The 21419-nt window shown below is 72.3% G+C and carries 18 protein-coding genes; 4 read left to right on the top strand and 14 right to left on the bottom strand.

The genetic code is table 11. From position 1 onward, the window contains the following. Positions 1 to 49: 49 nt before the first annotated feature. A complete protein-coding gene (locus ACQPXD_RS08870) occupies positions 50 to 382 on the top strand; it encodes a PadR family transcriptional regulator (protein ID WP_432836596.1) in 333 nt (110 codons plus the stop codon). Positions 383 to 798: 416 nt separating this feature from the next. On the opposite strand, the gene ACQPXD_RS08865 is transcribed toward ACQPXD_RS08870, so the two are convergent. From ACQPXD_RS08865 to ACQPXD_RS08845, 5 genes are all read right to left on the bottom strand, one after another. Then, positions 799 to 1503 carry a permease prefix domain 1-containing protein gene (locus tag ACQPXD_RS08865; RefSeq protein WP_432836594.1) on the bottom strand — a complete coding sequence of 235 codons (705 nt, stop codon included), beginning with the start codon at positions 1501 to 1503 and terminating at the stop codon, positions 799 to 801. 288 nt (positions 1504 to 1791) lie between these two features. Then, positions 1792 to 3420: a thiol reductant ABC exporter subunit CydC gene (cydC, locus tag ACQPXD_RS08860; RefSeq protein WP_432836592.1), complete on the bottom strand. Its 1629-nt coding sequence runs from the start codon at positions 3418 to 3420 to the stop codon at positions 1792 to 1794. A gap of 82 nt (positions 3421 to 3502) precedes the next feature. Then, positions 3503 to 5137 carry a thiol reductant ABC exporter subunit CydD gene (gene cydD / locus ACQPXD_RS08855; RefSeq protein WP_432836590.1) on the bottom strand — a complete coding sequence of 545 codons (1635 nt, stop codon included), beginning with the start codon at positions 5135 to 5137 and terminating at the stop codon, positions 3503 to 3505. Positions 5138 to 5174: 37 nt separating this feature from the next. After that, positions 5175 to 5708 (bottom strand): hypothetical protein, encoded by a 534-nt coding sequence (locus ACQPXD_RS08850; RefSeq protein ID WP_432836588.1) that lies wholly within the window; start codon positions 5706 to 5708, stop codon positions 5175 to 5177. Positions 5709 to 5731: 23 nt separating this feature from the next. Next, positions 5732 to 6502: an amino acid-binding protein gene (locus ACQPXD_RS08845; RefSeq protein ID WP_432836586.1), complete on the bottom strand. Its 771-nt coding sequence runs from the start codon at positions 6500 to 6502 to the stop codon at positions 5732 to 5734. 220 nt (positions 6503 to 6722) lie between these two features. Between ACQPXD_RS08845 and ACQPXD_RS08840 the strand changes: the two genes are divergently transcribed. Both ACQPXD_RS08840 and ACQPXD_RS08835 read left to right on the top strand, forming a co-directional pair. Then, positions 6723 to 7745, top strand: coding sequence for a phosphotransferase family protein (locus ACQPXD_RS08840; RefSeq protein ID WP_432836584.1), 1023 nt, complete (start codon positions 6723 to 6725; stop codon positions 7743 to 7745). Continuing rightward, complete coding sequence (locus ACQPXD_RS08835; RefSeq protein ID WP_432836582.1) at positions 7745 to 8956, top strand: acyl-CoA dehydrogenase family protein; 1212 nt, start codon at positions 7745 to 7747, stop codon at positions 8954 to 8956. Before ACQPXD_RS08840 ends, ACQPXD_RS08835 begins: the two co-directional genes overlap by 1 nt. 661 nt (positions 8957 to 9617) lie before the next feature. Here the strand turns inward: ACQPXD_RS08835 and ACQPXD_RS08830 are convergent. The 9 genes from ACQPXD_RS08830 to ACQPXD_RS08790 form a co-directional block, all read right to left on the bottom strand. Then, a complete protein-coding gene (locus ACQPXD_RS08830; protein ID WP_432836580.1) occupies positions 9618 to 10067 on the bottom strand; it encodes a hypothetical protein in 450 nt (149 codons plus the stop codon). 55 nt (positions 10068 to 10122) lie between these two features. Beyond that, the gene (locus ACQPXD_RS08825) at positions 10123 to 11190 is read right to left on the bottom strand and encodes a LacI family DNA-binding transcriptional regulator (RefSeq protein WP_432843741.1); all 1068 of its coding nucleotides are present in this window, start codon (positions 11188 to 11190) and stop codon (positions 10123 to 10125) included. A gap of 61 nt (positions 11191 to 11251) precedes the next feature. Further along, positions 11252 to 13678: a GH36-type glycosyl hydrolase domain-containing protein gene (locus ACQPXD_RS08820; protein WP_432836578.1), complete on the bottom strand. Its 2427-nt coding sequence runs from the start codon at positions 13676 to 13678 to the stop codon at positions 11252 to 11254. Positions 13679 to 13696: 18 nt separating this feature from the next. Then, positions 13697 to 14737, bottom strand: coding sequence for a LacI family DNA-binding transcriptional regulator (locus ACQPXD_RS08815; protein ID WP_432836576.1), 1041 nt, complete (start codon positions 14735 to 14737; stop codon positions 13697 to 13699). 1 nt (position 14738) lies between these two features. After that, the gene (locus tag ACQPXD_RS08810; protein WP_432836574.1) at positions 14739 to 16142 is read right to left on the bottom strand and encodes a GH1 family beta-glucosidase; all 1404 of its coding nucleotides are present in this window, start codon (positions 16140 to 16142) and stop codon (positions 14739 to 14741) included. Beyond that, complete coding sequence (locus ACQPXD_RS08805) at positions 16139 to 16984, bottom strand: carbohydrate ABC transporter permease (protein ID WP_432843739.1); 846 nt, start codon at positions 16982 to 16984, stop codon at positions 16139 to 16141. Before ACQPXD_RS08805 ends, ACQPXD_RS08810 begins: the two co-directional genes overlap by 4 nt. Positions 16985 to 17052: 68 nt before the next feature. After that, a complete protein-coding gene (locus tag ACQPXD_RS08800; RefSeq protein WP_432836572.1) occupies positions 17053 to 18027 on the bottom strand; it encodes a carbohydrate ABC transporter permease in 975 nt (324 codons plus the stop codon). Between the two features lie 83 nt (positions 18028 to 18110). Continuing rightward, positions 18111 to 19424 (bottom strand): ABC transporter substrate-binding protein, encoded by a 1314-nt coding sequence (locus ACQPXD_RS08795; protein ID WP_432836570.1) that lies wholly within the window; start codon positions 19422 to 19424, stop codon positions 18111 to 18113. A gap of 448 nt (positions 19425 to 19872) precedes the next feature. Further along, positions 19873 to 20418, bottom strand: a complete 546-nt coding sequence (locus ACQPXD_RS08790; RefSeq protein ID WP_432843737.1) for a plasmid pRiA4b ORF-3 family protein — start codon at positions 20416 to 20418, stop codon at positions 19873 to 19875. 244 nt (positions 20419 to 20662) lie between these two features. Here ACQPXD_RS08790 and ACQPXD_RS08785 point away from each other — a divergent pair, with 244 nt between their 5' ends. After that, positions 20663 to 21373 (top strand): pyrimidine reductase family protein, encoded by a 711-nt coding sequence (locus ACQPXD_RS08785; RefSeq protein WP_432836568.1) that lies wholly within the window; start codon positions 20663 to 20665, stop codon positions 21371 to 21373. The last annotated feature ends 46 nt before the right edge of the window (positions 21374 to 21419 follow it).

Genomic DNA, 21419 nt, shown 5'->3' with positions numbered 1-21419 from the left:
AAACCCCTGCCGTGGCGCGGCGAGAGGCTAACCCGTAGACTCGCTACACATGAAGGCGGACGCGCTACGCGGGCATCTCGACGCACTCCTGCTCGCGGTGCTCGACGGCGAACCCCGCCACGGCTACGCCATCATCGAGGCTTTGCAACAGCGCAGCGGCGGCTCGCTGGCCCTGCCCACCGGCACGGTGTATCCGGCCCTGCGCCGGCTCGAGCGCGCCGGCTACGTGGAGAGCGCCTGGTCCACCGTCGGCGGCCGCGAGCGGCGCACCTACCGCCTGACCAACGCCGGCCGTAAGGTCCTGGCCGAGGAGCGCTCGGCCTGGCAGGAGTTCACCGCCACCATCGGCGCCGTCCTGCTCCCCCCGCCCGCCTCCGCCTGACCACCTCCGCCAGGAGTTCACGCGGCGCCGTCCTGCTCCCCACCCACCTCCGCCTGACCCCCACCGCACCGAGCCACCACCCGCGCCCGACCGTCGCCGCACTCTGTCCGCACCCCGCCCGACATTTCGGATATGTCGGGAATGCACGCAACGGCGCGCGCCCAGCCAAGCCCGGCGAGCGGCACCGCGCGGACGCGGAGACAGCGCAGCGTCCAGCCAAGCCCGGCGAGCGGCAGCGCGCGGACGCGGAGACAGCGCAGCGCGCGGACGCTGAGGCGACGCAGCGCGCGGACGCGAAAACGGCACAGCGCGCGGACACGGAGACAGCGCATGGTGCGGGCGCAGCGCGCGGAGGCGACGCGGCGCAGTGACGACTCGGTGCGGGGAGACGGTGCGGTGCTGGTGTGGCCGGATGGTCAGGCCGGCGCCTCGCGGTTGCGCAAGGCGGTGCGTGCGACCGACACGCAGTGCAGGGCGAGCAGCCCCGCGTAGCCGAACGCGGCGACGCTCACCGCCATGCCCAGCAACACCGGCGGCCAGGTCGCGGCGGCCGGCCACTGGTAGATGCTCAGGCCGAACATCGCGGCGCCCACCAGGCCGTGCAGTCCCAGGAAGGTGACCGTGCCGAGGCCGACGACGCGGGAGTACCGCACGCCGTCGCCGATGCCCAGGTAGCGGCCGGGCCACGAGAAGCCGGCGACCGCGAGCGCGGCGATGGCGGCGGCCAGGAACGACGTGGAGCGGAAGTGTTCGAGGACGGTCCGGTACAGGTGGCTGGCGTCCGCGATGGTCCACGGGCTGTCCCACCACATCAGCAGCGTCAGGACGTTGACCGCGGGCAGGGCCAGCGCGATCCAGGTCGCCGTGCGGCGGCCCTGGTGGATGGCGAGCTCGGCCTGGTAGCCGGGCGCGACCTGGCGGAGCGTGCCGAACTCGGCCACCGCGCGGCGCTCGGCCGCAAGCGGCGGCAGGCCCGCGTCCTCGAAGGCGGCGGCCGCGTCCTGCAGGCTGTGCCGCGCCTCGGTGATCATCTCCGCGCGCGTGCGGCGCGGGCCGCGCAGGGCGGCGGCGAGTCCCTCGACGTAGTCGTCGATCGGACGGTCGGCGATACTTCGCGGCACCCCCTCCACCCGAACAAGGGTCGCACACCCACCGGCGCCGGCGTCAACCGCCAGCCACACCGCCAACAGCGAGCCTCAACCACCGAAGCCGAAGCCGGCCCCAACCACCGAAGCCGGCCCCAACCACCGAAGCCGGCCTCAACCACCGAAGCCGGCCTCAACCACCAGCCACACCGCCAACAGCAAGCCTCAACCACCCAAGCCGGCCCCAACCACCAAAGACCGCCCAGAGCCACATCCAGGCCAAAGCCCGCGTCAACCGACGGCGGCACGCCGCCAAAGCAAGCGTCAACCGTCCGCCGCGGCCGGCGATACCGCCAAACGGCCGCCCTCGACGGTCACGACCTCGTCGAAGAGCGCGAGGTCGGCGTGGCGGTGCGTGACGACGACCACGGTCCGGCCGCCGGCCGCTCGCAGCGCCGTGGCGAGCACCGCGCCGGCCGCAGCCGGGTCGAGGCCTTCGGTCGGCTCGTCCAGCAGCAGTACCGGCGGCGCGTCCACGAGCGCCCGGGCCAGCAGCAGCCGCTGCCGCTGACCGCCGGACAGCCGCCCGCCGTCCTCACCGACGATTTCGTCGAGGCGGCCGGTGTACTCCCCCAAGCCCGCCGCCTCCAACGCCGCCCGCAGGTCGTCGTCGCCGAACCAGTCCCGGCCGAGCGCGAGGTTCTCCCGCACGGTGGCGTGGAACACGTGCGCGTCGGCGAAGACGCCCCCGGCCACGCGCCACGGCTCGACCCCGTCGGGCGGCCCTTCCAGCCGCCCGCCCGCCAGCGGCAAACGGCCGGCGATCGCGTCCAGCAGCGTCGACTTCCCGGCCCCGCTGCTGCCGACGACCGCGACACGCCGCCCGGCCGGCAGGTCGAGATCCACCCCGTCGAGGGCCGCGCGCGTCCCGTGCTCGTAGCGCACCGTGACCCCGCACAGCCGCACGCTCACCGGCCCGCGCAGCACCCGCCCCTCCGGCGGGCCCTCGAGCGGGCCGTGCGGGCCTTCCAGCAGAGCCGGGGCCCGACCGACGAAGACGACCGCCGGAGCGGCGTCGGTGAGGGCCCGCACGCGCCGCACGGCCGCGCGTACCTCGCCCTGCCGGGCGGCCGCCGCCGCGAGCGGCACCACCACCTCCCCGACGGTCAGCGCCACGAGCGCGAGCACCGGCGCGGCCGGGCCGCGCACCAGCACCGCGACCGCCAGGGCGGTCCCGGCCGGGACGAGCGCGGCCACCCCGGCCACCAGCCCGCCCACCGCGGCCGCCCGCGCCTCCAGCCGGGCCAGGCGCCGCCCGCGCTCCCCCGCCTCCGCGAGGGCGGCCGGCATGGCGCCGAACGCGGTCAGCTCCGCGGCCCCGTGCACCAGGTCGACGGCCGCCTCGGTGTAGCGGGCCCGCGCGAGCGAAGCACCGGCGGTGCGCCCGAGCGCGTTGCCGGCCAGGGGCAGCGCGACGCCGCCGAGCAGCAGGCCGGCGGCGAGCACCAGCCCGGCCGCCGGGGAGACGGCGCCGGCGCCGGCCACCGCGGCCAGGCCGACGAGCGCGGCCACGCCGGCCGGCAGCACCGCGCGCAACAGCAGGTCCTGGACGGCGTCCACATCGGACACCACCCGGCTGAGCGCGTCGCCGTGGCTGTCCGGCGCCGGGCCGCGCCGGGCGGCGAGGGCAGCGAACGCCCGGGCGCGCAGGCCGGCCAGGACCCGCAGCACCACGTCGTGGCTGGCGAGCCGCTCGGAGTACCGCGCCAGGCCCTTCACCAGCGCGAACGCCCGCACCGCGGCGATGGCCACGGCGAGCGCGGCCAGCGGCGGCCGGTCGGCGGCGCGCACGATCATCCAGGCGGCGGTGCCGACGAGGCCGATCCCGGCGGCCTCGGTGAGCACCCCAAGCAGCCCAGCGAAAAGCAGCCGCGCCGCCACCGAGGGGCTCACGCGATCACCGCCGGCCGGAGCGCGGCCTCGGTGAGCACCCCGAGCAGCCCGGCGAAGAGCAGCCGCGCGACCACCGAGGGGCTCACGCGATCACCGCCGGCCGGAGCTCGGTGAGGGTGCCGTCGACCGCGACCGTGCGGGTGGCGATGGTCAGCAGCGCCGGGCGGTGGGCCACCAGCAGCGCGGTGCGGCCCGCGGCGAGGCGGGCGGCGGAGGCCACCACCGCGGCCTCGCTGGCCGGGTCGAGCCGGGCGGTCGGCTCGTCGAACAGCAGCAGCGCCGCGTCCCGGCGCAGCCAGGCGCGGGCCATCGCGAGCCGCTGCCGCTGGCCGCTGGACAGGCCGTGGGCGGCCAGGTCGGTGTCGTAGCCGGCCGGCAGCGCCCGCACGAACCCGTCCGCCTCGGCGGCCACCGCGGCCGCCACCACCGCGTCGAGCGGGGCGCCGGGCGCGCCGAGGCGGATGTTGTCGGCGACCGTGCCGGCGAACAGGTGCGGCCGCTGCGGCATCCAGGCCAGCCGGGCGCGCCACGCGGCCAGGTCGAGGGTGGCCAGGTCGGCGCCGCCGACCAGCACCCGGCCGGCGGTCGGGGCGGTGAAGCCGAGGATCAGCGACAGCAGGGTGGACTTGCCGCCGCCGCTGGGGCCGACCAGCGCGACCCGGTCGCCGGGGGCAACTTCGAGGCTGGCGTCGCGCAGCGCGACCACGTCGCCGTAGCGCACCTCGACCCGTTCGAGCACCAGGCCGGCGTCCGGCGGCGGCAGGCGTGGGGCGGTCGTCGCCGGCGGAGCATCCAGGAGTGCCCGGAAAATCTCGGCGGAAGCGGCGAGCCCCTCCTGGCTGGCGTGGAACTTGGTGCCCAGCGCCCGCAGCGGGAGGTAGGCCTCCGGTGCGAGCAGCAGCACGACCAGCGCGGCGGACAGCGTCAGCCCGCCGTGCAGCAGGCGCATGCCGACCGGCACCGCGACCAGCGCCACCGAGACGGTCGCGACGAGTTCCAGCACGAGCGCGGACAGGAACGCCAGGCGCAGGGTGCGCATGGTGGCGCTACGGTACGCCTCGGCGGTCTCGCGCACCCGGCGCACCTGGTCGAGCTCGCGGCCGAACGCGCGCAGCGTCGGCAGGCCGCGCACCGTGTCGAGGAAGTGGCCGCCGAGCCGGCGCAGCTGCGCCCACTGCCGCTGGGTGCGGGCGCCGGTGGACTTGCCGACGAGGACGCCGAGGACGGGGATGAGCGGCAGGGTCAGCGCCACCACGACGGCCGAGGCGAAATCGGTGCGGGCGAGCCAGCCGAGGATGGCGAGGGGTACGAACGCGGCGAGGAACACCTGCGGCAGATAGCCGGTCAGGTAGCCGTCGAGCCCGTCGACCCCGCGGCCGGCGAGGGTGGCCAGTTCACCGGCGCGCGTGCCGGTGAGCCAGGCCGGGCCGCGCCGGGCGGCGGCGTCGAGCAGCCGTTCGCGCAGGTGGGCCTTGATCCCGGCGGCGGCTCGCCCGGTGGCCGCGGTGAGCAGGCCGGCCTGCAGGGCACGGAGCAGTACCGCCGCCGAAAAGACCACCAGCGCGGTCCGGTCGAGCCTGCCGTCCGCGGCCGCGGCCAGGAGTGTGGCGAGGCTCACCGCCTGCGCCACCACGAGCACGGCGGCCAGCAGCGCCGATCCCGCGAGCACCGCCGCGTAGCGGCGCACCGGGCCGAGGCGCAGCAGCCTTGGGTCCATGTGTCGCCACTCTACCTGTAGCGCCACACACGGAAACTCAGGCTACGGTGCGCTTCCCGGCGACGCGGGCCAGCTCCACCAGGGCCTGGGCCCGGGCATACTCGGCCGGGGTGAACGCCGGCGCGGGCCGCCGCACGTAGAGGGTGCCGCCGGCCGGGTCCTGCAGCTGCATGCCGGTGGACGTGAAGCCGACCGCGCCGGTGGACGTCTCGGCCCGCCAGGAGATGTCGCAGTCGCCGAGCAGCGCCGCGAGCGCCTCCTCCAGCGTCGCCGACTCGTCGAGCACCTTCGCGGCCAGCGCCAGGGCCCGGGTCGGCTCGTCGATCAGCCCGCGCACGTCGGCCGGGGCGACCCACGGGTCGCGGCCGCGGCCGCGCTGGACGGCGTCGACGAGGTCCGCACGGGTGAGCGCGCCGGGCGCCTCGACCAGGAAGTCGTCGACCGCGCCGGACTCGGTGGTGTGCACCTGCACGGAGAGGATGTTGACCTTGCGCAGCGCGAGGCTCGCGGTCAGCACGGACAGGAATCCCGGACGGTCGTCGACCGTCGCCCGGATACGCCAGAGCGTCATGCCCGGAACTCCCGCCTCTGCGGCTAGGCCGCCCATGACCTTGTGCCGGCGGGAGCGGGCGTGCCGGCAACGGCGCCGCCCGCTTTACCCGGTTCCGCCAAACCGGGCCCCGCCAGCCGTTCCCCGAGCACCGATGCTGTTGCACCGACCAGCTGCGCCAGCCGCTCCACTTCGGAACCGTGGAACGGTGGTGCTCCAGCGTCGCCGTCCGCCCCGCCGCGTCCGACAACAAGGACCAGGCCTCCGCGCTGAAAAGGCGCGACAGCGAGATGAACGCCGTCAGCTGCGCTCAACGCACGGGGCCGGAGTGGTGCGATGTCCACCGATGGGGGGACAACCGGAGCGCGCCAAGAGGCGCAAACCACCGAAGTGTCGGACCATGCCTGGGCACGCGCGCCGCCGCCCGCCCAGTCGGATCCCACAAGGATCGCAACCGCCCAGTCCGCGCCGAACAGTGCGGGCGTCGCGTCCACGACCGTCGCCAGGCCGTGATCGGGATTCGCCGCTACCTGTCCGATCAGCGCGACCTCGCGGCCGCTGCTCGGCTCCGAAAGCTCGGTGCCGCGCCACACACCGTCCACGCGAACGCCTGGGATCGCCGCGAGGCCGGTGAGCACGCGATCGACCGGGGCCGAAGCCGGCCACACGACGGTGAAGTCGTCCACCGCACGGCCGCTGACCCGTTCCAGTACAACGACGGAAACGATGTCAGCGCCGACCACACCCAGCGTCCGGGCAACCTGCCCGAGCGAGCCGGGACGGTCGGGCAGCACAACCCGCAGCCTGAGCAGCATAGAGTCGACCTCCCGTTCGTCCTGGGCTGAGATGTACGCCGCCGTTGGTGTACGCCTTTTGCTCTCCGGTACGACGAACAGGTTGCCTACCCCGGGTTTCCTGTCCGTTTCGCGGTGGTGTCGATGCCGGAACGTTTGGCCCGTCCTCAAACCCGACAATGGGCCCTAAATGGCGGACGGAAGCTTGACAGGGTGTGCGGATCGGCCCTGGACTGAGCGGATGACCACGCCGCCAGGTCTCGATCTTTCCCGGCTCGCCCAATATCTCGACGACAAGGCCCCGGGCCTGGTCGATCCCCCGCTGACGGCCGAGCTCGTGGCGGGCGGGCGCTCCAACCTGACGTACATCATCAATGAGGTCTTCGTGCTGCGCCGCCCGCCCCTGGGCCACGTGCTGGCCACGGCGCACGACATGAGCCGCGAGTTCCGGGTGATCTCGGCGCTGGGCCCGACCCCGGTGCCGGTGCCGGAGGCGCTGCTGCTGTGCGAGGACGACGCCGTGCTCGGCGCGCCGTTCTACCTCATGGCCCGCGTCCCCGGCGTGGTGCTGCGCCGCCGCGAGCAGACCGACCCGCTCGGCGAGGCCGGCCGGCGCAAGGTCGCCTTCGCGATGATGGACACCCTGGCCGACCTGCACCTGGTCGACCCGGCCGACGTCGGCCTGGCCGAGTTCGGCCGGCCGGAGGGCTTCCTGGAGCGGCAGGTCCGGCGCTGGACCGCGCAGCTGGACAAGTCGCGCAGCCGCGACCTGCCCGCCGCCGACGCGCTGCGCGACCGGCTCGCCGCGTCCATCCCGGCCGGCTCGCGGACCGCCATCGTGCACGGCGACTACCGGCTCGACAACCTCATCGTCGACCCGGACACGCTGCGCATCGCCGCCGTGCTCGACTGGGAGATGGCCACGCTCGGCGACCCGCTCACCGACCTGGGCCTCTTGCTGGCGTACTGGAACATCCTGGAACGGATCCGCCTCGACGCCAACCCGATCGCCGACGGCCTCGGCGCCGGGGCCGGCTTCCCCACCGGCGACGAGCTGCTGGCCCGCTACGCCCGCTCGGCGCCGCTCAGTGACGACCTCGACTGGTACCTCGGTCTGGCCTGCTTCAAACTGGCGGTCGTACTGGAGGGCATCCACTACCGCTACACGCGTGGCCAGACCGTCGGCGCCGGCTTCGACCAGATCGGCAACCTCGTGCCGCCCCTGCTCGAAGCGGGCATCGCAGCGATCAACGGAGAGAGCTGATGGACTTCGGTTTCGACGAGCGCACGGCCGAACTGCACGAGAAGCTCACCGATTTCATGGAGGAGGAGGTGTACCCCGCGGAGCACGTCCTGCCGGCACAGATCGCGGCCCTGGCCGACCCGTGGGCGCGCCCGCCGATCATCGAGGACCTCAAGCGCTCCGCCCGCGACCGGGGCCTGTGGAACCTCTTCCTCCCCGACGACACTCACGGGGCCGGGCTCACGAACCTGCAGTACGCCCCGCTGGCCGAGATCACCGGCCGCAGCCCGCACCTGGCCCCCGAGGCGCTCAACTGCGCCGCGCCGGACACCGGCAACATGGAGGTACTCGCCCAGTTCGGCACGCCGGAGCAGCAGGACCGCTGGCTCAAGCCGCTGCTGGAGGGCCAGATCCGCTCCGCCTTCTGCATGACCGAGCCCGACGTGGCCTCGTCGGACGCGACGAACATCGCCACGAGCATCGAGCGCGTCGGCGCCGGCTACGTCATCAACGGCCGCAAGTGGTGGTCGTCGGGCGCGATGAACCCCAACTGCGCCCTGCTCATCGTGATGGGCAAGACCGACCCGACGGCCGAGCGGCACAAACAACAAAGCATGGTGTGTGTACCGCGCGACACCCCCGGCATCACCATCCGCCGCGGCATGCACGTCTTCGGCTACACCGACGGCCCACACGGCGGCCACGCCGAGGTGATCTTCGACGACGTCCGTGTCCCCGCCGACGCCCTGATCGCCGGCGAGGGCGAGGGCTTCGCGATCGCGCAGGCCCGCCTGGGCCCGGGCCGTATCCACCACTGCATGCGCCTGATCGGCATGGCCGAGCGCGCGCTGGAGCTGCTGTGCGGCCGGGTCAGCCAGCGGGTGGCGTTCGGCCGCCCGCTCGCCGAGCAGGGCGTGATCCAGGAGTGGATCGCCGAGTCCCGGGTACGCATCGAGCAGGCCCGCCTGCTCGTGCTCAAGACCGCCTGGCTGATGGACCGCTTCGGCAACAAGGGCGCCCACACGGAGATCCAGGCGATCAAGATCGCGGTCCCGTCCATGGCCGAGTGGGTGATCGACAAGGCCATCCAGGCCCACGGCGCGGCCGGCGTCAGCCAGGACACGCCACTGGCCGCCCTGTGGGCCCAGGCCCGCACCCTCCGCCTGGCCGACGGCCCGGACGAGGTCCACCGCGCCTCCCTGGCCCGCCGCGAACTCCGCCGCTACAGCTGACCCACCACCAACCCGCCACGGCCAACAGCCCGACCACCAACCCCGCCGCCGCGACCGACGGCCCGACCACCAACCCCGCCGCCGCGACCGACGGCCCGACCACCAACCCCGCCGCCGCGGCTTGACCACCCGCAGCTCCCACAGCCGCCCGGCGCGCCAGCGCCCACCGTCCAGCGCCGTGCCGCGCGGCGCCCGACCACCCCCGGCGTGCCGGCGCCCACCGTCCAGCGCGGTGCGGTGCCGCGCCGGTCCACCTCCGGCGCACCCGAACCACCAACCCCGCCGCTGCGGCTTATCTGGCCCGACCGCGGCGGAGTCGCCGGGCAGGCGGACGAATGTCTCCGCGATCATGCTCAACCCGCCGTCGACAACAGGGGTTTTCCATGATCGCGGAGTGAAAGCACCCGTATAGGTACGGTTTGTCTCCAAGATCAGCGCAAACGCGTGGTGTCGAAGCGGCGCACGCATGATCACGGAGACATACGGTCGCGGCGCACAGTGGGGTGCGGATGCAGCACAAGCGGACATAACCGAAAAATCCGGATAAGTCGTGACGCCGGAGGTGTCATGACTTATCCGGATCGGTCGGAGCGCGGGCGACGCCGTCCGATTTGCCCCGAGCCACCGGCAAACGGACCGGACCGCAGGTGGCGCCGAAGGGTCAGCCGGCGGGCTCGTAGGGGGCCGGGGGCTCGGCCGTGGCCGGGAACTCGTCCGGCTCGTCCGGGTCGAGGGCCAGCCGGTCGGTCGCCGCGCGGATGACCTTCGGGGCCGAGGCCGCCGCCGCCCAGCCCACCGCCACGCCGCCCAGCACCGCCACCGCGATCCAGCCCCAAGGCTTGCGCGGCTTGCGGCCCGACAGGGCGTCCAGGGCCAGGTTCGCCCGGCGCCACGCCTCCGAGCCCACCGAGCCCACCCGCTGCGACGCCACGCCATACCGGTCCGTGGCCTCGTCGGCCAGGTCCGACGCGCGGCCCTTCAGGTCGTAGGCGCGGCCCTTCACCGTGCCGCCGAAGGACTTCGCACTGTCCAGGGCCGACACCAGATGGTCCCAGGCCTCCTCGGCCACGCTCTCCGCGCGCCGGCGCCGCTGCTTCCAGTCGTTGCTCATGATGCGCCACCTCCTCCAAAATCCGGGTGCCCCCGGGGAACGATTCACAAACGGCTCAAGCGGAGGCCCGGCGGATCAGGTGGGTCTCGACCATCACCGAGGACGACGCGGCGCCGCCGATGCGGGCGATGAGCAGCCGGGCCATCTCCCGGCCCATCGCCTCCACCGGCTGGTGGACGGTGGTCAGTGGCGGGTCGGTCTGCCGGGCGATCGCCACGTCGTCGAAGCCGACCAGGGCCACGTCGTCCGGGACCTTCTTGCCCAGATCGCGCAGGCCGCGCAGGGCGCCCACGGCCATCAGGTCCGACGCGGCGAACACCGCGTCGATCGACGGGTCGACGGCCAGCAGCTCGTGGATCGCGCGCTCCCCGCTGGCCTCGGAGAAGTCGCCGTAGGCGATGAGCCGCTCGTCGACGCCGATGCCGGCCCGCTCCAGCGCCTCCCGGTAGCCGGTGAGCCGGGAGACGCCCACGGCCATGTCCTGCGGGCCGGCGATCGCCGCGATGCGCCGCCGCTTGCGGTCCAGCAGGTGGCCGACGGCGATGCGTGCGCCGCCCTCGTTGTCGGCGTCGACGTAGGACAGCTGCGACAGCTGGGCGGTGAAGTTGAGCTGCTCGTCGTCGGCGAGCATCTGGGCCGGGCGGCCGCCGAGCACGACCGGCAGGCCGCGGCGCTCCAGCAGCAGCGGCAGCGGGTCGGCGTCGTGCAGCGACAGCAGCATCACGCCGTCGACATGCTGGTTGGTGAGGTGGTGCTCGACGCGCTCGCGCTCGGCCGGGGACTGCGCCATGGCGAGCCACAGCTGCAGCTGGGTGTCGGCGAGGGCCGAGCTGATGCCGCGGACGATGCCGGCGAAGAACGGCTCGCCGAAGACGCGCTCCTCCGACTCGGAGACCACCAGCGCGACCGAATCGGTGCGCTGCGTGACCAGCGCCCGGGCGGCCCGGTTGGGCACGTACCCCAGTTCGTCGATCGCCTTCTGCACGGCCGCGCGGGCCTCCGGGCTCACCTGGGGCGAGCCGTTGACCACGCGCGACACGGTGCCGCGGCCGACGCCGGCGCGTAACGCGACCTCGTCGAGCGTCGGCCGGCCGGCGGAGCGCGGGCGGCCCGGGGACGGGATGCTCACGCCCCATTGTGCGCACATCCCGTCATCGGGCCACCCGCCGGTGCGGCGATCTTTTTCAACGAACCGTCAGGTACACCTCAACTACGGCGCCTGCGGGGGCCACGGGAAGTACCGAATCAGGATCAAAAGCGACACCGTCGACCGTCAGCGACGGTGCACCCCGCCGCACCTCGATGCGGTAGGTCGCGCCGCGGAACCGGCGCACGGCGGTGAAGCCGGGCCAGTCCGCGGGCAGCACCGGGGCCACCCGCAGGCCGGTGAGCTGCGGGCGGATGCCGAGGATCCACTGCGTGACCGCCGCGTAGTTCCACGCCGCGGTCCCGGTCAGCCAGGAGTTCTTGGCCTCGCCGTGGGTCGGCGCGTCCGGGCCGGCGATCATCTGCGCGTAGACGTAGGGCTCGCAGCGGTGTACCTCGCTGATCGCCTCGCGGGCGGAGGGGTTGATCCGCCGGTAGTAGTCGAACGCGCCGTCGCCGTTGCCGGTGATCGCCTCGGCGATCATGAGCCACGGGTTGGTGTGGCAGAAGATGCCGGCGTTCTCCTTGTAGCCGGGCGGGTACGAGCTGATCTCGCCCAGCTCCAGCCGATACGAGGTGTACGCCGGCTGCTGCAGCACGATCCCGTGCGCCGACGCCAGCCGCTCGCGCACGCTGGCCAGGGCCCTGGCGGCGGTGCCGTCGTCGACCCCGACGCCGCCCATGACGCACATGCCCTGCGGCTCGACGTAGATCTGCCCCTCGTCGTTGGACGCCGAGCCGATCACGTTGCCGTGGAAGTCGTACGCCCGGCGGAACCACGCCCCGTCCCAGCCGTGCTCGGCGATCGTGCCGGCCATCTTCTCGGCCGCGTCCAGGTACTCCTGCGCGGGCCGCCCGACGCCCTGCGCGATCCCGGCCATCTCCTTGGCGGCCAGCACGAACTGGCCGGCGATGAAGACCGACTCGGCGACCCCGCCGGTGGCGTTCTCGGTGGTCTGGAACGGCTCGCCCGGGGTGTCGGAGAAGCAGTTCAGGTTGAGGCAGTCGTTCCAGTCGGCCCGCCCGATCAGCGGCAGCCCGTGCGGGCCGAGGCGCTCCAGGGTGTACCGCAGGGACCGCTGCAGGTGCTCGTAGAGCGGCTGCTCGCTGCCCGGCTCGTTGTCGTAGGGCACCGGCTCGGCCAGGATCGAGGTGTCGCCGGTCTCCTTGAGGTAGGAGGCCACGCCGAGCACCAGCCACAGCGGGTCGTCGTTGAAGCCCGACCCGATGTCGTTGTTCCCGCGCTTGGTCAGCGGCTGGTACTGGTGATACGCCCCGCCGGTGGCCAGCTGCGTGGCGGCGATGTCGAGGATCCGCTCCCGGGCCCGCTCCGGCACCAGGTGCACGAAGCCGATCAGGTCCTGGTTGGAGTCGCGGAAGCCCATGCCGCGGCCGATGCCCGACTCGTAGAACGACGTCGATCGGCTCAGGTTGAACGTGACCATGTTCTGGTAGATGTTCCAGATGTTGACCATGCGGTTCGTGTCGCCGTCGGGCGTGCTCACCTGCAGGCCGCCGAGCAGCCGGTCCCAGTTCTCGCGCAGCTCCCGCAGGCCCGCGTCGGCGGCGTCCCGGGTCAGCCAGCGCTCGATGACCGGGCGGACCAGCCGCTTGTTGACCGTCTGCGAGCCGGGCGGGTCGAACTTGGCGTCCTGCGGGTTCTCCCAGTAGCCCAGCACGAAGCCGATCTCGCGGGTCTCCCCCGGCCGCAGCGTGACCCGCACGTGGTGCGAGCCGTGCGGCTGCCAGCCGTGCGCGATCGAGTCCGACGAGCCGCCGCGCTCCACCGCGATCGGGCGGTCCCAGGAGCGGTACGGCCCGAGAAACGCCTCGCGCGACGTGTCGAAGCCGGCCAGGGGCTCGCTGCAGGCGAAGTAGGCGAAGTGGTCGCGCCGCTCGCGGTACTCCGTCTTGTGGTAGATGACCCCGCCCTCGACCTCGACCTGGCCGGTGCTGAAGTTGCGCTGGAAGTTCGTGGCGTCGTCCTGGGCGTCCCAGAGGCAGAACTCCACCGAGGAGAAGACCGACAGCTCCGCCGGCTCGGACCGCTCGTTGGTCAGCCGCAGCCGCCAGACCTCGAGGGTTTCGCCGAGCGGGACGAAGTACGTCACCCGCGCCCGGATGCCGCGGTAGGCCGACGCGATCCGCGTGTAGGACAGCCCGTGCCGGCATTCGTAGTCGTCCAGCTCGGTCTGCGTCGGCTGCCAGGTCGGCGACCAGTACTCGCCGGACGCGGTGTCGCGCAGGTACAGGTAGCGCCCGCCGAAATCGAAGGGGGCGTTGTTGTAGCGGTACCGGGTGATCCGGCGCAGCCGGGCGTCGCGGTAGAACGAGTAGCCGCCGGCGGTGTTGGAGATGATGCCGAAGTACGCCTCGGTGCCCAGATAGTTGATCCAGGGCAGCGGGGTGTCGGGCCGGTCGATCACATACTCGCGACGGTCGTCGTCGAAGTGGCCGAAGCGCACGTGGTGCCTCCTGCGGTGTCAGGCCGACTCGCGCACCACCAGGTGCGTGTCGAGCACGGTCGAGTGGGCCGGCCCGCCGGCGATGCGGGCCAGCAGGAGCCTCGCCATCTCGCGACCCATGCCCTCCACCGACTGGTGCACGGTGGTGAGCGGCGGCAGGGTCTGGCGGGCCACGGCGGAGTCCTCGAATCCGACCACGGCGACGTCGCCGGGAATGCGCTTGCCTTGCTCGCGCAGGGCGCGGATGGCCCCGGCGGCCATCAGGTCGGAGGCGGCGAAGACGGCGTCCAGGCCCGGGTTGAGATGCAGCAGGCGGTACATCGCTTCGGCGCCGCTGGCCTCGCTGAAGTCGCCGTACGCGATGAGTCGTTCGTCGTCGGGGTGCCCGGCCAGCAGCAGCGCCTCGCGGTAGCCGCGCAGGCGGGCCTTGCCGACCCCCATGTCCTGCGGGCCGGCGATCGCCGCCACGCCGCGGCGCCCCAGGTTGAGCAGGTGCTCGACGGCGGTGCGGGCGCCGCCCTCGTTGTCGTTGTCGACGAAGGCGAGGCCGTGCCCGTCCTTGGTATCGAGCGTGTGGGCAACGCCGGAGAGCATGTGCGCCGGCCGCCCGCCCAGGACGGTCGGCAGCCCGCGCGAGGCCAGCAGCCCGGGCAGCGGGTCGTCGTCGTGCAGCGACAGCAGGAGCACGCCGTCGACGTGCTGGTCGGAGAGGTGCCGCTCGACCAGTTGCCGCTCCGCGGAGGACTGCGCCATCGCCAGCCACAGCTGCATCCGGGTGTCGGCCAGGTGCGAGCTGACGCCGCGGACGATGCCGGCGAAGAACGGCTCGCCGAAGACCCGCTCCTCCGACTCGGAGACGACCAGCGCCACCGAGTCGGTGCGGCGGGTCACCAGCGCGCGGGCGGCGCGGTTGGGCACGTAGCCCAGCTCCTCGATCGCCTTACGCACGGCCGCCCGGGCCTCCGGGCTCACCTGGGGCGAGCCGTTGATGACCCGGGAGACCGTGCCACGCCCGACACCGGCCAGGGCAGCGACCTCGTCAAGTGTCGGGCGGTGCACGCTACTCGGCCAGGCCGTTGCGCTTGATGACCTCGCGGTACCGGTGACCGCTGGCCTTCACCGTGCGCCGCTGGGTGGCGTAGTCGACCCCCACCATGCCGAAGCGCTTCGAGTAGCCCCACGCCCACTCGAAGTTGTCCAGCAGCGACCAGGCGAAGTAGCCCTTGAGCGGCGCGCCCTCGGCGATCGCGGCGAGGCAGGCCCGGAAGTGGGCGTCGAAATAGGCCACCCGCTCCTGGTCGTCGATCGCGCCATCGGTACCGGGGGTGTCGACGTAGGCCGCCCCGTTCTCGGTGACGTAGAGCGGGACGGCCGGGTAGTCACGCGCGACCCGCACCAGGGTCTCGGTGAGCCCGGGCGCGTCGACCTCCCAGTCCATGTCGGTGACGGAGTAGCCGGGCCGCTTGAGGAAGCGCACGGTCTCGCTGCCCGGCCACGAGGTGGGCGCCCGCCAGTAGGGCTCGGCGGGCGCGTCCGGGTCGGGCGCGGCCACGACATGCCGGCTGTAGTAGTTGATGCCCAGCAGGTCCAGCGGCGCGGCGATGGTTTCCAGGTCGCCGTCGCGCACGAAGCCGAAGTCGCTGACCCCGGCCAGGTCGGCCCGCACGTCCTCGGGGTAGCGCCCGAGCAGCACCGGGTCGAGGAAGATGCGGTTGGCCAGGCCGTCGATGCGCCGGACGGCGTCGAGGTCGCCGGGCTTGGCCGGGTCGGCGGCCGAGATCGCGTAGAGGTTCAGCGTGATGCCGAGCTGCGCCTCCGGGTCGTTCGCGCGGATCGCGCGGACCGCCTCGCCGTGGCCGAGCAGCAGGTGGTGCATGGCGGCGAGGGCGTCGGGGGCGTGCTGGCGGCCGGGGGCGTGCACGCCGGAGGCGTAGCCCAGGAACGCCGAGCACCACGGCTCGTTGAAGGTCGTCCAGTGCCGGACCCGGTCGCCGAGCGCGCCGTGGACGGCCGCGGCGTAGTCTGCGAACCGGGCGGCGGTGTCGCGGGCCGGCCAGCCGCCGGCGTCCTCGAGCTCCTGGGGCAGATCCCAGTGGTACAGCGTGACCCACGGGACGATGTCGCGCTCCAGCAGCTCGTCGACGAGCCGGCGGTAGAAGTCGAGGCCCTTGGCGTTCATCGGCCCGCGTCCGCCCGGCTGCACGCGGGGCCACGCGACGGAGAACCGATAGGCTGCCAGCCCCAGATCGGTCATCAGCGCGACGTCCTCGCGGTAGCGGTGGTAGTGGTCGCACGCCACGTCGCCGGTGTCGCCGCCCCGGGTCCGGCCGGGGGTGTGGCTGAACGTGTCCCAGATGGACGGAGTGCGGCCGTCCTCGGCGGCCGCACCCTCGATCTGGTACGACGCGGTGGCCGCCCCCCAGAGGAAACCGGGTGGGAACGTCAGCGGGTCGATGATGGTCACGCCTTGACCGAACCTTCCATGATGCCGCCGATGATCTGGCGGCCGAATGCGATGAACACGATGAGCAGCGGCACGATCGCCAGCGCTGTCCCGGTAAAGACTTGCACGTAGTCGGTCTTGTAGTAACCGGTCGCCAGGATGTTCAGCGATACCTGCACGGTCGGGGTGTCACCGTTGAGCACCACGTACGGCCAGAGGAAGTCGTTCCAGGTCTCCATGAAGGTCAGCAGGCCCAGCACGGCGGCGGCCGGGCGCAGCGCCGGGAGCACGACGCTCCAGTAGGTGCGCCAGGTCGACGCGCCGTCGACCCGGGCCGCCTCGATCAGCTCGTCGCTGATCGCGGACTGGGCGTACTGCCGGATCATGAAGACGCCGAAGCCCTTCACCAGGAACGGCACGATGACGGCCTGCAGCGTCTCGGTCCAGCCGAACTTCACCATCAGCAGGTACAGCGGGATGATGTTGACCTGCGTCGGGATCATCATCGTCAGGATGATGACCAGCAGCAGCGCGTTCTTGCCGCGGAACTTGAGCTTGGCAAAGGCGAAGCCGGCCAGCGTGGAGAAGAACACCACCGACACCGTCACGCAGCTGGCCACGATCGCGGAGTTGACCAGGCCGTAGACGAAGTTGGCGTCGGTGTTCTGCAGCACCCGCGAGGCGTTGGAGAAGAAGTTCGGCCCCGGGGTCAGCGGCGGCGGGATCGCCGTCACCGCGCTGTTGTCGCGCGAGGCGACGATGAACGACCACAGGATCGGGAAGACCGACAGCACGATCGTGATGATCAGTGCGAGGTACGTCAGCGGGCTGGCCTGCCACAGCGCGGCCGAAGCGCTGCGCACGCGGCCGATCCGCTTCGGCGGCGGCGTGCTCCGCGACGGGCGGGACGGGGCGAGGTGAGTCATCGTGCTCATTGGGTGTTCCCCCGCAGCGAGCGGCGCACCAGCAGGAAGTTGACCAGCGCGAAGATGAGGATGATGAGGAACAGCAGCCACGAGACCGCGGAGCCGCGGCCCACGTTGAAGTTGTTCGTGAACGTGGTCTCGTAGATGTACATGGCGACCGTCTGGAACTCGTTCAGCGAGCCGCCGTTGATGCGGCCGTAGTTGAACAGCAGCGGCTCGGTGAACAGCTGCATGCCGCCGATGGTCGAGATGATCACCGTGAACAGGATGGTGGGCTGGATCAGCGGTACCGTGATCCGCCAGAACCGCCGGAACGCCGAGGCACCGTCGAGCGCGGCCGACTCGTAGAGCTCCTTCGGGATCGCCTGCATCGCGGCGAGGTAGATCAGCGCGTTGTAGCCGGTCCAGCGCCAGTCGACCATGAACGCGATCGCGGTCCAGGACGACCAGCGGTGGTTGCGCCACTCGACCGGGTGGAGACCGACGGACTGGATCAGCCAGTTCGCCAGGCCGTAGCGGTCGGCGAAGATCAGGCCGAAGACGATGCCGACGGCGGCGACCGAGGTGATGTTCGGGATCAGCACGCCCATCCGGATCGCGGTGCGGGCGCGCATCTGCTTGTTCAGCCAGCTCGCGATCATCAGCGCCGCGATGAGCTGCGGCACGGTGGACACGACGAACAGCCCGAACGTGTTGCCGATGACGGTCCAGAAGTGCTCGTCGGTGAGGACCTTGCGGTAGTTCTCGAGGCCGACGAAGCCCTGGTCGCCGCCGGTCAGCGTGTTCTTGCGCAGCGAGAGCACGGCCGTGTAGACGAGCGGGTACGCCCCGAACACCGCGAACAGCAGGAAGAACGGCGCGACGAACAGATACGGCGAGACCTTCAGGTCCAGCCGGCCGATGCGCACCGTCCGCCGCTGCGACGGCGGGTCCGGCGCTCGCCGCTGGCGAGGCCGGGCGGCCTCGACGTTGGTGGTCATGGTGGTCCTTCCGTTACGAGCATTCGCCAGAGGCGGAGGCGGCGTCGGGACGCCGCCTCCGCCCGGTGTCGATCGGATCCCGATCAGCCCTCGGCCAGCGCCTTGCTGTCCTTGATGGCCTTGTCCCAGCCCGCCTGCGGGGTCAGCTTGCCCTGCTCGGCGGCCTGCATGGCCGGCTCGAAGCCGCTCTCCCACAGGGCCTGGTGCTTCGGGCCCAGGTAGATCGGCTTGAGGTCCTTCGCCGCACCGGCGTAGATCTGGCCGACCGGGGCGTTGTTGAAGTAGTCGTTCGTGGCGCCGGTCAGCGACGGGTCGGCCAGGGCCGACACCGACGACGGCAGCGGGCCCGCCTCCTTGAAGGCGTCCAGGCCACCCTGCTTGCCGGTCAGGAACTTGATGAGCTCGAACGCGGCCTTCTTGTTCTTGCTCTGCTCCGGGATCGCCAGGTAGGAGCCGCCCCAGTTACCGCCCTTACCGGGGATGGTGGCGATGTCCCACTTGTTCTTGCCGGCGTCGCCGGCCCGCTCCTTGATCACGCCGGTGTACCACGGCGGGCACGGCACGGTCGCGAACGCGGCGTTCTTGAACGCGGTGTCCCAGTCCGCCTGCCAGCGCACCAGCTTCGCGGTCAGGCCCTTGGCGGCCATGTCCATGCCGATGTCGTAGGCCTGCTTCACGACCGGGTTGGTGTCGCCGATGTACTTGTCGTTCTTGTCGTAGAACCAGGTCTCGCTGTTCTGCATGATGTACGGCTGCATGACGCTCGTGGCCGAGTCGAGCCAGGCGGCGCCCGGGTTGGCGGCCTTGAACTTCTCGCCGGTCTTCACGTAGTCGTCCCAGGTCGGCCACAGGGCGCTGACCTGGTCACGGGCGGTCGGCAGGTTGGCCTTGGCGAAGAGGTCGGTGCGGTAGCACATGGCGAGGGGGCCGACGTCGGTGCCGAGGCCGACGAGCTTCTTGCCGTCCGCGGTGAACGCGTTCTTCCACTTGAACGACAGGTATTCGCTCTCCAGCGACTGCGCGCCCAGGTCGAGGAGGTTCGCGAAGGGCTTGTTGTCCTTGAGGTACTGCAGGAGCATGCCCTCTTCGAGCATGACCACGTCGCTCGCGCCGCTGCCCGCGGACAGCTGCTGGGCCAGCTTCGGCACGAAGTCCTTGGTCTGGCCTTCGTTCTTGACGTCGACCTTGATGTTCGGGTTAGCGGCCTCGAAGTCCTTGACCGCCTGGGTGAAGCCGGGGGTGCCGAAGTAGGACAGCGAGATCGTGACCGGCCCGCCGTTGCTGCCGTCGGACCCGGCGTCGTCCTTCTTGGCGCTACAGGCGCCGATGCCGAGGGCGAGCCCGACGGTCAGCGCAGCCGCGGCGACGGATCGCATGCGGCGCGAGGTGAAGCTCATCCTGACCCCTCTCTCAGGTGGATGCGTGATGGGTGTGGGTGTGGGGGGTGTTGATGCGCTGCGGCAGGGCAGGGTGGAGCCCCGCCGGGGTATGGCGGACATGCGAATTGATGCCTCCCGCGACCGGGGGGTGTGGCACCGGCCACAGCCGCGGGAGCGCTCCCATGAGCCTGAACCGCGAACGACGACGTGTCAATGGGGCAATGGGAGCGTTCCCATTTCGTTACCGCAAGATTTCAACGCCCGGCTTTGTACCGCTTTATCGCGCCACGCCCCTTCACCCTCCCCGCGCCGCGCCCATCCGCCGACCCGCAGTGATCAGCACTTATCCCCGCCCCGCCCGACACCCACCGCGCCTGGCGGTGACGGGGACGAGTCGTGGCGGAAGCCGGGCGGCGGCGGTGGAACTTTCGTGGCCGGCGACGCCGTCGTGGCGGGTCGGGTCGGGTCAGGTCATGCGGCGCAGCAGGGTCGTGGGCGGGGACGGGTCGAAGAACGACGGGTCGAAGTCGTGGCCCAGCCAGGCGCGCATGGCGGCGTGGTCGGGGTGGGCGGGGTCGGCGTAGGCGGACAGGAAGTCGCGGTAGCCCTCCGGCCCGCCGACGTCGTCGGGCGGGCAGGCCCGCTCCCCGCCGGTGCACATCGGGTAGCGGGTGTCAGGGTCGGCCGGCACCACGTCCTCGACCGCGATCTCGTGCTCCCACCAGTCGCCGAAGTCGTAGGTGTACCGCAGCCGCGTGCCCTTCAGCGCCACCGCGTCCAGCCTGGTGTCGAGCTCGTCGCGCACCTCGAGCAGGCCGTCGGGGTCGGGCACGCCGTACTGCACGCCGTCGATGTCGAACACGTGCAGGTGCCGGTCGCGCCAGCCCATCGCGTACTGAATCACCCGGTGCAGGCGATCGAGGGTGAAGCCGCCGGGCACCAGGACGCGGCGCCAGACCAACGGGTCGACCCCGTCCAGCGCGATGCGCAGCTGATAGATCATGCGAGCCATGGTGGAGACATTGTTGACCGCCGGGGGCTGAAAGCGCAGCATGACACCACGTTCTTCGCGCCCGGCCTGTGCGCCGGGAGCCCCCGCGGCGAAGCCGCGCGCCAGAATAGGAACCATGATCTGTCAAGCGTGCCGCGAGAAGCGGCATGCCGACTGCCGCGGCGGGAGCTGGTGCGACTGCCAGCACAAGCCGCCGCAGCCGACACCGCCCGTGACGGGGCCACCTGGCGAGTAGGGTCATCGGGTGCAGCTGCTCTGGCCCGCGCCCGCGGACGAACCCGACCTCGTCGAGCTCTACCGGACCCCGCCCGAGCCCTGGCTGCGGCTCAACTTCGTGTCCAGCCTCGACGGCGCCGGGCACGTGGGCGGCAAGAGCGAGCCGCTGTCGGGCCCGGCGGACAAGCGGGTCTTCGGCCTGCTGCGCATGCTCTGCGACGCGCTGGTGGTCGGCGCCGGCACCGTGCGTGAGGAGAACTACCACGCGCTGCGACTGAGCGAGGAGCGCCGGGCCTGGCGACTCGCACGAGGGCTGCCCGAGTACCCCACCCTGGTCGTCGTCTCCGGCCGCGCCGGCCTCGACCCCACGCACCGGGCCCTGGCCGACGCCCCGGTCCGCCCGATCGTCATCACCCGGGCCGGCACCGACGCGGGCCACCTGGCCGGCGTCGCCGACGTCATCACCACCGGCGACGAGGGCCTGGACCTCCCCGAGGCCATACGACAGCTGCGGGAGCGGGGGCTCCGGCAGATCCTCAGCGAGGGCGGCCCGCGGCTGTTCGGCTCGCTCACCGCGGCCGGCCTCGTCGACGAGCTGTGCCTGACGCTCTCACCCCTGCTCGCCGGCCCGGGCGCCGGACGGATCACCGACGGCCCACCGCTCGAAGCGCCCGCAACGCTCACCCTGCGTCACGCGTTGCTCGCCGAGGGATTGCTGCTGCTGCGGTACACCCGGTGAGCCGGAAATCCACAACGTCATCCACAAGCCTGTGGACAACTGCCCC

It is taken from the genome of Dactylosporangium sp. CA-092794, from assembly GCF_050948465.1.
In the GTDB taxonomy this organism is placed as follows: Bacteria; Actinomycetota; Actinomycetes; order Mycobacteriales; family Micromonosporaceae; genus Dactylosporangium.
Note: the sequence above shows the minus strand (reverse complement) of the source record. Positions and strands in the feature narration are given on the sequence as shown.